At 63.3% G+C, this 13,498-nt stretch carries 14 protein-coding genes; 10 read left to right on the forward strand and 4 right to left on the reverse strand.

All coding sequences use genetic code 11. The features are described from left to right. The first annotated feature begins 201 nt into the window (after positions 1-201). The 6 genes from ACSKT0_RS20005 to ACSKT0_RS20030 all read left to right on the forward strand — a co-directional run bounded on the left by ACSKT0_RS20005 (position 202) and on the right by ACSKT0_RS20030 (position 7,686). Positions 202-1,257: an LCP family protein gene (locus ACSKT0_RS20005; RefSeq protein ID WP_437771280.1), complete on the forward strand. Its 1,056-nt coding sequence runs from the start codon at positions 202-204 to the stop codon at positions 1,255-1,257. Positions 1,258-1,460: 203 nt separating this feature from the next. After that, positions 1,461-2,081, forward strand: a complete 621-nt coding sequence (locus tag ACSKT0_RS20010) for a TasA family protein (RefSeq protein ID WP_437771281.1) — start codon at positions 1,461-1,463, stop codon at positions 2,079-2,081. 85 nt (positions 2,082-2,166) lie between these two features. Continuing rightward, complete coding sequence (locus tag ACSKT0_RS20015) at positions 2,167-3,165, forward strand: signal peptidase I (protein ID WP_437771282.1); 999 nt, start codon at positions 2,167-2,169, stop codon at positions 3,163-3,165. Positions 3,166-3,208: 43 nt separating this feature from the next. Continuing rightward, positions 3,209-3,721, forward strand: a complete 513-nt coding sequence (locus ACSKT0_RS20020) for a hypothetical protein (RefSeq protein ID WP_437771283.1) — start codon at positions 3,209-3,211, stop codon at positions 3,719-3,721. 63 nt (positions 3,722-3,784) lie between these two features. Beyond that, positions 3,785-5,980, forward strand: coding sequence for a S9 family peptidase (locus ACSKT0_RS20025; protein ID WP_437771284.1), 2,196 nt, complete (start codon positions 3,785-3,787; stop codon positions 5,978-5,980). Positions 5,981-6,036: 56 nt separating this feature from the next. Further along, positions 6,037-7,686, forward strand: coding sequence for a sensor histidine kinase (locus ACSKT0_RS20030; protein ID WP_437771285.1), 1,650 nt, complete (start codon positions 6,037-6,039; stop codon positions 7,684-7,686). Between the two features lie 132 nt (positions 7,687-7,818). Here the strand turns inward: ACSKT0_RS20030 and ACSKT0_RS20035 are convergent, their stop codons facing one another. The 3 genes from ACSKT0_RS20035 to ACSKT0_RS20045 form a co-directional block, all read right to left on the reverse strand. Next, positions 7,819-7,992 (reverse strand): hypothetical protein, encoded by a 174-nt coding sequence (locus ACSKT0_RS20035; RefSeq protein WP_437771286.1) that lies wholly within the window; start codon positions 7,990-7,992, stop codon positions 7,819-7,821. An 82-nt stretch (positions 7,993-8,074) separates the two neighbouring features. Next, a complete protein-coding gene (locus ACSKT0_RS20040) occupies positions 8,075-8,890 on the reverse strand; it encodes a response regulator transcription factor (RefSeq protein ID WP_437771287.1) in 816 nt (271 codons plus the stop codon). Positions 8,891-8,959: 69 nt separating this feature from the next. After that, a complete protein-coding gene (locus ACSKT0_RS20045; protein ID WP_437771288.1) occupies positions 8,960-9,526 on the reverse strand; it encodes a GNAT family N-acetyltransferase in 567 nt (188 codons plus the stop codon). A gap of 130 nt (positions 9,527-9,656) precedes the next feature. Here ACSKT0_RS20045 and ACSKT0_RS20050 point away from each other — a divergent pair, with 130 nt between their 5' ends. The 3 genes from ACSKT0_RS20050 to ACSKT0_RS20060 are packed head-to-tail and all read left to right on the forward strand — an operon-like array spanning position 9,657 to position 12,155. Continuing rightward, entirely contained in the window at positions 9,657-10,139 is a 483-nt protein-coding gene (locus tag ACSKT0_RS20050) for a hotdog fold thioesterase (RefSeq protein ID WP_059389548.1), read from the forward strand. A 7-nt stretch (positions 10,140-10,146) separates the two neighbouring features. Further along, positions 10,147-11,499 carry a phenylacetate--CoA ligase PaaK gene (paaK, locus tag ACSKT0_RS20055; protein ID WP_437771289.1) on the forward strand — a complete coding sequence of 451 codons (1,353 nt, stop codon included), beginning with the start codon at positions 10,147-10,149 and terminating at the stop codon, positions 11,497-11,499. A gap of 53 nt (positions 11,500-11,552) precedes the next feature. Further along, the gene (locus tag ACSKT0_RS20060; protein WP_437771290.1) at positions 11,553-12,155 is read left to right on the forward strand and encodes a TetR/AcrR family transcriptional regulator; all 603 of its coding nucleotides are present in this window, start codon (positions 11,553-11,555) and stop codon (positions 12,153-12,155) included. A 209-nt stretch (positions 12,156-12,364) separates the two neighbouring features. Here ACSKT0_RS20060 and ACSKT0_RS20065 read toward each other — a convergent pair whose 3' ends face one another. Continuing rightward, positions 12,365-12,772 (reverse strand): VOC family protein, encoded by a 408-nt coding sequence (locus ACSKT0_RS20065; protein WP_345448956.1) that lies wholly within the window; start codon positions 12,770-12,772, stop codon positions 12,365-12,367. Positions 12,773-12,984: 212 nt separating this feature from the next. Here ACSKT0_RS20065 and ACSKT0_RS20070 point away from each other — a divergent pair, with 212 nt between their 5' ends. Then, complete coding sequence (locus tag ACSKT0_RS20070; protein ID WP_437771291.1) at positions 12,985-13,305, forward strand: GYD domain-containing protein; 321 nt, start codon at positions 12,985-12,987, stop codon at positions 13,303-13,305. Positions 13,306-13,498 lie beyond the last annotated feature (193 nt).

The following is a 13,498-nucleotide window of genomic DNA, read 5'->3' on the forward strand; positions in this document are numbered from 1 at the left end:
TCCGTGGGCTAAGAGCCCCCCATTGCGGAACCGAAAGGACACGACAAAGCCGGTCCATGTGAAGGCGAGAGATTTATCTCTCATCGTGCTACCTGGATGTTATTTTGTCGAGACTCCGGGACTGCATACGGGCGATTATTGTGGCCGAAATGAGGCCTTCCCTGGCGCGTTTTTAACTCACCTGGGTGATACGTTCCGGACATGAACGGACGACGGCGACTGTGGCTTGCTGCGGGACTGGCAGTTCTGCTGGCCTTCGTGGTGGTTCTGGCCGCGGTCATCGCCGGATCCAACAGGACCTCGTCCGGATCGTCGCCCTCGAGCGCCTCCGCGGGCGCAACGGCTACCCATACTCCATCCCCCACCAAGTCCCCTGCGCCAACCGCTGCCGCACCGGCCCCCGCACCGGCCCCGCCGACAATCCCGGAGCTTCCCGCGACCCCCATGAACATCCTGGTGATTGGCAGCGACAGCCGTGCCAACGCCAGGGACCAGAACAACCAGACCGTCACAACGGGGCAATCATCTGACCAACGCTCGGATTGCCTGATGCTGATCCACGTCCCAGCAGACCGGCACAAGGTCTACGGTATTTCGATCATGCGGGACAACTGGGTGGACATCCCGGGCTATGGCGCATCCAAAATCAACGCCAGCCTTGAAGTGGGAGGCATCCCCCTGGTGGTCCGGACCATCGAGACACTGTTGGGCACGCACATAGACCACACCGCCATGCTGGACTTCGAGGGCTTCAAAGTCCTGACCGACGGCCTCGGCGGGATCGACGTCAATGTCACACTGCCCTTCACCGCCAGCTTTGACACCCATCACACCTTTGTTGCCGGCATCAACCACTTGGACGGAGAAGCGGCCCTGGAGTTCGTCCGCGAGCGCTACTCGTTCGTGGACGGAGACTACCAGCGCGTCCGCGATCAGCAGACGTTCCTCCGCGCCCTCTTGGCCAAGCTTTCCGGGGGCGTCCAGACTCCTGCCGGTGTGTTGGGACTCGTCCAATTTGCAGCCAACTACCTCACTGTGGACCAGGGATACGACCCCGCAGCCGTCGCCATCCTGGCCTACGGACTCCGCACCGTGGACCCCAAAGCCTCCGTGTTCTTCACCCTGCCCACCGCGGGCACGGGTACCTCCCCGGACGGACAATCGATCGTGCTGCCGGATTACGCGGGAATCGGAGAAGTGGCCGCGGCGCTGCGGGACGACACCCTGCCTGAATATGTGGCCGCCCACGGTTACTGAGCCGCCACGGGCTACTCGTTTCCACTACTGGGAGGCAGCAAACGCCTGCCTCCCACCACTCGAAAACTACTTGATCCAATATTTAACTAATCTTCGAGAAAAGCTTGCGGGATCCTTGCGGCTTCCTAAAAAACCTGCCGGAAAGTAGAGGACATCGGACAGCAAAGACCCGGTCTCACGGGCTTCAAGAAACGGAAATCATCATGGGTCTCAACCTGAAAACCACCACCGGCAAAGTCATCGCATCCCTGGCCCTGGTCGGCACTGCTGCCGGTGTGGCAGGACTGGGAACCTACGGTGCCTTCACCTCTAGCACTTCCGCCAGCAACACCGTCGCCTCCGGCATCGTGAACATCGCCCTCGGCGCCTCCGGCACCACGAACCGCCTCAGCGTCGCCGCCTCCGGCCTGGTCCCCGGCGATACCGTCCAGCGCGTAGCCACCCTGAGCAACGCCACCGGAAACCAGAACCTCTCCGCGATCACCCTGACCACCACGGCCTCCCCGACCTCCCTGCTGGACACCAGCACCACCATGGGCCTGCAGATGACCGTCGATGACTGCTCCGTCGCCTGGACCGAAGCCGGCACCGCCCCCGCCTACACCTACACCTGCGGCGGCACCACCACCTCCGTCCTGGCCTCCCGCCCCGTCATCGGCGCCAACCTCACTCTGGCAAACCTGACCACCGTCGCACCCGGACACACCGACAACCTCCGCGTCACCCTGACCCTGCCCTCCACCGCGGACAACTCCCTGCAAAACCAGAGCAGCACCATCGCCTTCACCTTCACCGGCACCCAGCGCACCGCCACCGCCCAGTAACACCCCCAACCCCAGCCAGCCCTCCGCCGTCGAGCCCCCCTGAAAACGACGGCGGAGGGCCTCCCCCCAGAACGGAGACCCAGCCATGACCGCATCACTGGTCCGCCACCGGCGGGTCTCACGGACAGCCACCACGACGGCGACACCCGGCTCCGATAAGCCCAGCTCAAATAAGCACTCGGACGTTGCGTCGAAGCTTGCCCGCGCCATGGTCAGCGTCATCACGACCACGGTGATGGTCGCCGCGGTCGCTGCGTTCCTGTTCCTCGCCGTCGGGCCCCGCGTCCTCGGCTACCAGACCAGCACTATGCTCACCGGCTCGATGTCGCCGCTGATCAACCCGGGAGACGTGGTTGTCACCGTTCCCGTGGCGGTCCAGAACCTGAAGGTCGGGGACATCATCACCTACCACATTCCGGTGGAGGACCAGCGGGTGGAGACCCACCGGATCATCGACCTGACCGTGAACAACCAAGGCACGGCCACTGTCCGAACCAAGGGCGATGCCAACAACGGCGCCGACCCCTGGACAGCGACCCTGGCAGCGGGCCAGGTTGACCGCCAGGTGTTCACCGTCCCCTACCTCGGCAACGCGATCCGCGGCCTTCGTGATCCCGTTGTCCTGAAGGTCCTGATGTACGGCGCTCCGGCCGCCCTGGTGGTCATGGTGCTCGTCTCCATCTGGCGGAAAAAGCCCGAAGACGACGACGCCGTGGAGTCCGCCGCTGCCGTGCCGGCCTTTGACCGCCGCCCCCTCAAGCGCCTGGCCAGGGACATGAAGAGCAAGGAGGCCGCCGAGAAGTTCGCCGCCGCCTACGCGAGGATGCTGCCCCAGCGGGTGGACAAGATCAGCCGCGCACTGAGTACGGGCGACAGTGACCTCGCGATGGATGCGGTGCTCAGCCTGAAAACCAGCTCCTCGATGGTAGGGGCGCTCCGGATGGAACAGCACTGCGTCCGCCTCGAACACGCCTTGGTCACCACCGATCACACTGCGGCGATCCAAGCCGGGGAACTCGTCCGCCAGCACCAACCACAGCTGGAGAAAGCCCTGGGCGGTCACACCACCCGGCGCGCTGCATGAAATCCTCTTCAAAGAACCGAACCGGGTCCGCTGCCTTTACCGCATGAAAGCGGCAAGAATGGAATGGACCACCGGGCCTGACAGAAAGCCGCTGACCTTGCGTAGAAGCCGGAGCACCGCCGACGCCGCGCGGACCCCTGCGTTGGGGCGCGTCGCCGCGGTCCTGGCTGCGGCTGCGGTACTGGTGTTCGCTCCCGGTATCGCGCAAGCCGCGTTCAATGGGTCCGCTAGCGGTTCAACCAGCCTGTCAACGCTGAAGCTCACGACGCCGACCGCTTCGCAGGTCACCTCCACCTGTGATAACAACACGCTCGTCATTACCCTCAAGACGCCCGTGCCGGGCGCCAACTACCATCAGCTGATCGTCAAGGACAACACTTCGCGGGTTGTATACACAGGCGATCTCAACGCCGCAAACAACTGGAAATACACACTAAACAACACCTACAACGGGCAAAACGGAAACTTCACCTTCGAAATCCGCGGCCAATACCATGTGCCCTCAACCAGCAATATCTGGACGGGTTCACCCTACACAAAGACCATCGGCTGCTGACCGGGCGGCCGCCCTGAGCGAAATCTGTGGTCGCTTATCAGTGGCCGTCTATAGAGTTAGCCCATGAGCCAGCCTGTCACCCCTCCAGTTCCCCCTGTCGCCAAGAAGGTGCCCACCACCCGCGAGCACCATGGCGATGTTTTCGTGGACAACTACGAATGGCTGCGGGACAAGGAGTCCTCCGAGGTCGTCGAGCATTTGAAGGCTGAAAATGCCTATCAGGAAGCTGTTACCGCACACCAGGAACCGCTGCGTGAGGCCATCTTCCAGGAAATCAAGGGCCGTACCCAGGAAACCGATCTCTCGGTCCCCAGCCGCAAGGACGATTGGTGGTACTACACCCGCTCCGTTGAGGGCAAGGAGTATGGCATTCATTGCCGCGTCCGGGCCGCGAACTCCGGCGATCCCGTGGCTGACTGGACCCCGCCGGCGGTGGAACCCGGCGTCGAACTCCAAGGCGAAGAAATCCTGCTGGACGGCAACGCCGAGGCTGAAGGCAAGCCGTTCTTCTCCGTTGGCGGCACTGCCGTGACGTTGGACGGCAACCTTTACGCCTATGCCGTGGACAACTCGGGCGAGGAACGCTTCACGCTCTGCATCAAAGACCTGCGCACGGGCGAGCTGCTGCCCGATGTCATCGAGAACATCTTCTATGGCGTGGCTTTCTCCCCCGACGGCACCCGGATCTTCTACACCGTCGTGGACGATTCCTGGCGCCCGTACCAGGTGAAGTCGCACGTCCTTGGCACGCCGGTCAGCGAGGACGAGGTCATCTACCAGGAGGACGACGTCGCCATGTGGCTCGGATTCGAGCTCTCCTCCGACCGGCGATACCTCGTGCTGGGCATCGGCTGCTCGGAATTCAGCGAGACGCGCCTGCTGCGCTTTGACGACTTCGACGCCGGCCTTTCCACCGTGATTTCCCGCGACGAACACATCCTTTACGAGGCCGAGCCGTTCCTGCTCGATGGAGTTGAGACCATACTCCTGACCCACAACAAGGACGCCATCAACTCGATGGTGTCCATCGCGGACCCGGCCGAGTTCGCCAAGCCGCTGGCCGAGCAGCACTGGCGCACCGTCGTCGAGCATTCCGACGCCGTCCGCGTCAACGGCGCGGGCGTCACTTCGACGCATCTGGTGGTGGCGGTACGGCAGGACACGATCGAACGCGTGCAGGCGCTGCCGCTCGCCGGGCTGGGGACCGAGGCGCAGGGCGCCGCTGTGGAGCCCGCCTTCGACGAGGAGCTGTACACGGCCGGGGTGGCAGGTTCGGACTACGAAGCCCCGGTGATCCGCATCGGATACACGTCTTTCTTCACGCCGTCGAGGGTGTACGACTTCGTGCTGCCCACCGCCGCGCTGCCGCAAGGCGAACTGCTGCTGCGGAAGGAAAGCCCCGTGCTGGGCGGGTACGCCGCGTCCGACTACGTGGCCACCCGGGAATGGACGATGGCTGCGGACGGCACGCGTGTGCCGCTGTCCGTGCTACGGCATGCCTCCCTTAAGCAGGACTCAAGCGCCGCGGGCCTGGTCTACGGCTATGGCTCGTACGAAGTCAGCATGGATCCCGGCTTCGGCGTGGCACGGCTATCCCTCCTCGACCGCGGAATCGTCATGGTGATCGCCCATATCCGCGGCGGTGGCGAGCTCGGCCGGCGCTGGTACGACGACGGCAAGAAGCTCAACAAGAAAAACACCTTCACGGACTTCATCGCCGCAACGGACTGGCTCGCGTCCTCCGGTTGGGTGGCGCCTGGGCGGATCGCCGCCATGGGTGGCTCCGCGGGCGGTCTGCTCATGGGTGCTGTGGCCAACCTTGCCCCGGAAAAGTACGCTGCGATTGTGGCAGCCGTGCCATTCGTGGACGCACTGAACACCATCCTGGACCCGGAACTGCCGCTCTCCGCGCTCGAATGGGAAGAATGGGGCAACCCCATCACGGATCCCGAGGTTTACGAGTACATGAAGTCCTACACTCCCTACGAGAACATCCGGGCCGTTTCGTACCCGCGGATCGCCGCAGTGACCTCTTTCAACGACACCCGCGTGTTCTACGTCGAGCCAGCCAAGTGGGTCCAGGTGCTGCGTTCCGAGACCACCGGCACTGCGCCCATCGTGATGAAGATCGAGATGGAGGGCGGACACGGCGGAGCATCCGGACGATACGTGCAATGGCGCGAGCGCGCTTGGGACTATGCCTTCGTTGCGGACTCGCTCGGCGCCGTCGATCTGCTGCCCGGTGCAGGGCTCAAGTAGCGTTCTCGATAGTAGGCTCTCCCCAGGGGGCCGAACCGAAACAGTAGGAGCGCAGCTTGACTAACGATGCATCGGTGCCAAACCGGGCTTTGGTGGCCGACCCTGACCCGGTTCGTCACGCAGAGACGGTTGCGGCGCTCGCCGCGGCAGGGTTCATGGTTCGTTCAGCGCACGACGCCGGTTCCCTTGCGGCCGCGCTGGAAAGCGAACCAAGCGACGTGCTGGTGGTGGACAACGACCTCCGGGAGTTCCTTCCCCGCAACAGCGTTCCGGTTTTGCTCCTGCTGGATCCTGAGGACGAGCTGGATGTTGCTGCCCTGGAAGGGTGGACGATTGCTGATTTCACCTACCGGGGCCAGCCTCCCGGATTTCGGGTGCACCGGGCCCTGGTACTGATAGCCCGTGCCTCCGAACGGACGCGCCGCCGTTCGGAGGCCGAGTCACTGAGGGAGAGCCTGCGAAAAGTGTCCGCGGCGATCCGGTCCACCATTGATCCGGGGCTGATTGCCCGGCATCTGGTGGATGGAATCGGCGAGGCCTTGGGCGCCGAACACGTCTGGTTCACCACGTTCCCGGACAGGCGGGTGCCGCAGGTGAGTGCCGAGTGGAACGCTCCCGGACTTGTCCCGGGCGTCCTGCCAGGCAAACTCACCGACGAGATCGCCACGTTCGAACTGGCGGAGCAGTTGTGGGCGGAAGCCGAGGTGCAACCGCTGCCGAAACGGGCTCCCGCGGGTGACTCCGGCGGTTCGGGCGCGCCGGGCGGTTCGGGCGCGCCGGGCGGTTCGGGCGCGCCGTCGGCCTCAGTTGTGGTGCCGGTGGGCGAGGGAGATCTCGTACTCGGGGTCATCTGGATCGCCCGCCCGGACACGGCACAGGAGTGGACCCGGGCCGAAATAGGCCTGATTCAGCACGTCTCGGGAAACTTGGCGTACGGCTTGATGCAGAGCCACCTGATCGGCGCGCAACAGCAAGTCATGTACAAGCTCCAGGAACTCGACCAGGCCAAGACCGACTTCCTCACTACGGTGAACCACGAACTTCGAACTCCCCTGACCTCCATCACTGCCTATCTCGACATGATCCGCACAGGCGCCGGTGGACCACTTCCCGCGGGTGTCGGGAGGATGGTCGACGTCATTTCACGAAATGCCGAGCGGCTCCGACGGCTGATCGAAGACATGCTCACCGTTTCGCACCAGGACACGTCCGGCGACCTCCAATTGAGCCGCGTGAATGTCGGCACCTTGCTCAGGCTTGTTGTCTCAACGTTGCAGCCGCTCGCCGACTCCCGTTCGCTGTCCCTTACCGTGATGCATGCGCCCGGAACCATGACTGTCCAGGCCGACGAGGCCAAGCTCGAGCAAGTCTTCGCCAACATCATCAGCAACGCGATCAAGTTCACGCCCGACGGCGGCCACGTTGCCGTGAGCAGCGGGATCACCTCGGACCCGGGCGCAGTTCCCAGCGTTGTGGTGCGAGTGGAGGACACCGGCGTCGGGATCCCCGAAACCGAAATCGAGCAAGTGTTTACGCGGTTCTTCCGCGCATCAAACGCCTCCACTGCCGCCATCCCCGGGAGCGGGCTTGGCCTGGCGATAGCCCACGACATTGTGGAACGCCATTCCGGCCGGCTCGATGTCGAGTCCGCCCTCGGCGTGGGGACCACGGTGTCAGTCCGTCTTCCGCTGGACACGGAGAGCTAAGGCGTCCGCCCAAAAGAAACACCGCCCCTGGGCGGTGGCCCCGGGCGGTGCTTGGAACTTTTTCTTGCCCGTCTACCCAAGTAGCTGGCAGTAAATGCCGTTTTGAGGTGGCTAAACGGCATCTAATGCGAGCTAGTTGGGCCACCAACCGATCGAGGCGTAGTTCACAACAGGGACGGTTTTGACCGTCGTTACTATGGTGCTCGTGGTGTCGTGCGTGGTCTTCGGGGCGGCATTGGCAGGAGTAACAAACCCGCCAAGAGCGAGCAGGCCCGTCATGAGCAGTGTTGCGGCGAATTTTTTCATGCAGTGCTCCTTTGAGCCGTGAAAATCCGAAGTTGACTTTCTCAGCGTAAAGAGCCTTGTTAAAGGTTCCCTTAAGATTGGGTCAGTTTTCCGACGTCTTTGCAGCGAGGCGGTAACCGACACCGCGAACGGTTTCAACCCAACGCGGCGACTGCGCTGAATCGCCGAGCTTCCGCCGCAGATTGGCGATGTGTACCTGGATGGCGCGCTCTTCGGATTCGCTGACATAGCCTCCGGTTTCGTACTCCCTGGCATGGAGCCAGCGGGCAAGCCCCGTGGTGCTTCGGACAACGCGTCCGGCCTCCATGAGGGCCTGGAGAAGGTCGAACTCGGTGCGGGTCAATTGCACCTCTTCGGTTCCCACCCGGGTTGTCCGCGTGGCTACGTCCAGGAAAAGGCCATTGTGTTCCAGCCCTGGTCCCTCGGCCGCCGGAAGCACGGGTGTGGGGCCGGTTGGCGAGTTCGACGTCGGCGCCGGCGGCAGCTCCGCCGTCGGGCCCCCTCCTGAACTGTTCAAAAGCTTGCTGCCGCGAGGCCGGCGAAGGAGCGTCTCAACCCGGGCCAGAAGTTCGCGGGGACGGAAGGGCTTGGTGACAAAGTCGTCAGCGCCGATGGCCAGCCCTTGCAGTGTGTCCACTTCACGCGCGCGGGCGGTGAGCATGATGATGTAGGCGTCACTGAACTCGCGGACCCGGCGGGTAACCTCGATCCCGTCGATGTCGGGCAGGCCGAGGTCCAAGGTGATCACGTCCGGGTTGTGAAGGCGGACCGCATCCACGCCGTCGACGCCGTTCCCGGCAGCGTAAACCTCCAGGCCCGATGCCTCGAGGACGGCATGGACCACCTCACGGATGTCATCGTCATCCTCGATTACTACCGCTACGCCCGATGCGCCCACGTCAAGATCCCCATCTCTCTTATGCTCAGCCCACCTTAACACCAGCGGTACCCGCTATTCTCGCGCATGTCATCGTAAGTCCGCTTTCCGGGCGCGCCACTCGGAGTCGAGCATGGCGTAGATGACTTCAGTGGACCATTGGCCCTTGTAGTGCCAGTTGTCCACGAGCTCGGCTTCGCGGCGCATCCCAAGCCGCTCGCACAATCCCGACGACGACGTGTTGAGGGCATCCAGCTTGGCGTCGATCCGGTGGAACATGAGCGTCTCAAAACCCAGACGGAGCACGGCCTCGGCTGCCTCCGCGGCGTAGCCCTGGCCTCGGCTTTCCGGAGCCAGGATCCAGCCGATTTCGGCCTGTCCCGTGCCCGGCAGCCATTTGAGTACTACTTCGCCAAGCAGCCCCGGCGAGTCCGCGCGCTCTATGGCGAGGCACACCCAGTCGCCCTCTTGCTCGAAGGTGAAGTTGGCGTAGCGGCCCAGCGCTTCCATGGACTGTGTGAGGGTCAATTCCTGCCTGAGCAGGAATCGCGCAGTCTCGGGCAATGACTGGTAGGCGTGGAACCGCTCCAGGTCGGTGGCCTCGAATCTGCGAAGCACAAGCCTCGGAGTCCTGATGGGGAGTTCGATGAGCGGCATGCCACGAGGCTACTACGTCGGGGTTTTTCGGGGTCCGGATCCGTCCCGCCGAGCGGTCGCCTCTTGACAGTTCAAGCAAACTGGGATTACCTAATGAACATTCGGTAAATAAAGCTGGAGGCAACGACGCATGGTTGAGACCACCCTTTCTGGCGCAGCGCAGCACCAGATCCTCAAGAACGACTACGCCTCTGAGTGGATGGGCCTTGAGGTGCTCAAGGTCGACGACGGCCACGCTACCGTCCGCATGAAGCTTCGGCAGGAAATGCTCAACGGCTTCGGAATGGCCCACGGCGGAATGATCTTCGCCTTCGCTGATTCAGCGTTTGCCCTTGCCTGCAACCCTGCCAACCCCTCGCCGTCGGAAGCGGACACCATAACTGTCGCCGCCGGCGTCGACATCAACTTCCTCAAGCCGGCCTATCAAGGCCAGGTGATCACCGCCGTCGCGAACCGTCGCGCCAACAACGGCCGCAGCGGCCTGTACGACATCCAAATCTTCGCGGCCGACGCAAGCGAACCTTCCGCCGTCGGGTCGCCCGAGGAACCGGGTAGCTACGGCGAGCTCATCGCCGAGTTCCGTGGCCGCAGCCGCACCATCTCCAAGAAGTAGGAAGACCATGACACAGAACACCGTCGCCGCTCCCGACGCACCGCTTAACACCGCACAGTTAGATCGCGAAGAAACCATCTCCCGCGACGAGCTCGAGGCCCTGCAGCTCAGCCGCCTCCAGCGCACCGTGGCCTACGCCTACGATCGCGTCCCGCTGTACAAGCGCAAGTTCGACGACGCCGGCGTCCACCCTTCCGATCTCCGCGAACTGTCCGATCTCGGCAAGTTCCCGTACACCACCAAGGAAGACCTCCGCCAGGAATACCCCTTCGGCATGTTCGCCGTCCCGCAGGACGAAATAGCCCGCATCCACGCGAGCTCCGGCACCACAGGCCGGCCGACCGTCGTCGGGTACACCAAAAACGACCTCGCCAACTGGGCAACCTTGGTGGCCCGCTCGCTCCGTGCTTCCGGGGTCCGCCCCGGCATGAAGGTCCACAACGCCTACGGCTACGGCCTGTTCACCGGCGGCCTTGGCGCCCACGCGGGTGCCGAAGCGCTCGGCTGCACAGTCATCCCGATGTCGGGCGGCCAGACTGAACGCCAGATCCAGCTGATCCAGGACTTCAAGCCGGACGCCATCTTGGCAACGCCGACTTACCTGCTCACGATCGCCGACGCCATGGCCCACATGGGTGTCGATCCGGCGTCGACCTCGCTGAAGTACGCGGCGCTCGGAGCCGAACCGTGGACCGAGGAAATGCGGCACGAGCTCGAAACCACCATGAACATCAAAGCCTGCGACATCTACGGGCTGTCCGAGGTCATGGGTCCGGGTGTCGCCGGGGAAGCCGTAGAGACCCAGGACGGCTGCCACATCTGGGAGGACCACTTCCGCCCCGAGATCATCGACCCGTTCGACCCGTCCCGCGGAGTAAGCGCCGTGCTGGCCGACGGCGAACCGGGCGAACTCGTGTTCACCTCGCTCACCAAGGAAGCCCTGCCGATCATCCGGTACCGCACCAAGGACCTCACGCGTCTCCTGCCGGGCACCGCACGCCCCGCGCACCGCCGCATGGGGCGCATCACCGGACGCAGCGACGACATGATCATCCTGCGCGGCGTGAACCTCTTCCCCTCGCAGATCGAGGAAATCGCCCTGCGCATTCCCGAGCTCAGCCCCCACTTCCAGCTCGAACTCACCCGCCCCGAGGGCAAGCGCATGGATTCGCTGACGGTCAAGATTGAGCGCCGCGAGAACGTTTCCGTCGAGGCGGGTACGACGGCGGCACACGCCTTGCGCGAACAGATCAAGATCCACGTGGGTTCTTCGTGCGTGGTGGACGTCGTGGATCCGGGTTCGCTCGAGCGTTCCAACGGCAAACTGCGCCGCGTGTATGACATGCGACCCAAGAGGTAACTTAGCCGGGCGGGTGCACGAATCAACCGACCGTTCATGAGAAAATGGCCAGCATGCCTAGTGAAACAGCAACCAAGCGGGGACGCCCCGGATACGACCAGCAATCAGTGCTGCTCATCGCCGTCGACGTCTTCAACCGCCACGGTTACGACGCCACGTCCATGGGCATTCTGGCCGAAAACCTCGGGATCTCAAAGTCGGCTATTTACCACCACGTGCCGTCCAAGGGCGACCTCCTGAAGCTCGCCCTTGAACACGCGCTGGGCGGGCTTGAGGCCATCCTGGATCAACCCGAGGCCATGTCCGGCGCGGCGGATGCGCGTTTGGAATTCGTGCTGCGGCAGACCATCGCCGTGCTGGTGGACCGGCTGCCGTTCGTCACGCTGCTCCTACGGCTTCGCGGCAACACGGACATCGAGCGCGATGCCCTGGAACGGCGTCGTGCCTTCGACCACAAGGTGGCCGCACTGATCTCAGCTGCCCGCGAAGAGGGCACGCTGCGCCAGGACATCGATCCCCGCACCGTGACCCGGCTCCTGTTCGGGACCATCAACTCGATCGTGGAGTGGTACAAGCCGGGCGGCTCACTCTCCCCGCAGCGCCTGGCCGACGACGTCATCACCATGGCGTTCGACGGCCTTCACGCCTCGGCATAGGGCCGCCCGCTTCCCCCGACGCCCGCTCACATATACGGCACTTTCCACCGACGCCCGCTCACATATATGGCACCTTCCCCCGACCCCGCTCACATATATGGCACCTTCCCCCGACGCCCGCTCACATATATGGCCCATTGACAGAACGCTCGCTCACTAAAGAAGTGAGCGAGCGTTCTGCGCAGTGTTCGTGAGTGTTTTTCAGCCGGTCAGAGCTGGTATTCGGCTTGGATCCCCAAGCTTTCATGGACGCAGAGGATGTTGTTTTCCGTGTCCATGAACCAGGCGCAACGATCGGCGTCGGTGGTACAAATGTGGTGTTCTGTTTTAAGATCCGGGAGGTCGTAATCCCGGAATTCGACGCCGTTCGCCTCCATTTCGTCGACTGCCCGCTCGATGTCGCTGACTTCAAAGGAAAGGGCAGTGTGCGAAGAGTGCATGCCGTCCTTGATGGGCATCAGCTGCAGCATGGGACCGCCGTCGATGCCGAACAAATCATTACCATCCCAAGTCATGCCGCGATGAGGGAGGCCGAGTTTCTCTGCGTAGAAGCTGCGGGCTCGGTCCACGTCGTCGACGGGCAAGACGGTTGTGGCTGTTCTGAGTGCTAGGTTCATTTCGCCACCTCCTACGCAAAAAATCTTACGCCGGGCGGGATCGGAAAGACCTTGTGAGCGTGCGTTAGCCTAAACCGTTGTCAGGGCGACGACCTCGGCCTACCATGTGCAGCACAGCCCCTCGCAGGGGAACAACTCCGGGACCTTCCCTCAACGGGTGATGGGAGCACCTGAGGAGGCCCGAGTCCTGGACATCACGGGACGGGAAGACAATGACCAAATATCTGTTCGAAGCAAACTACGTAGGCGACGGAATCAAGGGGCTGTTGCGCGAGGGCGGCACCAAGCGCCGCGATGCTGTGGTCGATGCACTCAAATCCGTCGACGGATCGCTCGAATGTTTCTACTACGCTTTCGGCGAGACCGACGTCGTCGGGGTCTTTGAAATCCCGGATGCGGCTAGCGCCGCCGCTCTCTCACTCATGATCAATGCGACAGGCGCAGTGCGCCTGCATTTGAAGCCGCTCATGACGGTTGAGGATCTCGACGAAGCTGCCACGAAGTCCCCGACATACCGCGCCCCCGGACAGTAGAACTCCTCATACAACGAACGCTCCCCATTGCTGGGGAGCGTTCCGCGTACGCAGCACATACGTGAGCGAGCGTCCGGCCAAACACCCACATACGTGAGCGAGCGTCCGGCCAAACACCCACATACGTGAGCGAGCGTCCGGCCAAACACCCACATACGTGAGCGAGCGTCCGGCCAAACACCCACATACCTGA

The organism is Arthrobacter sp. KNU40 (assembly GCF_051515115.1).
Classification (GTDB): domain Bacteria; phylum Actinomycetota; class Actinomycetes; order Actinomycetales; family Micrococcaceae; genus Arthrobacter.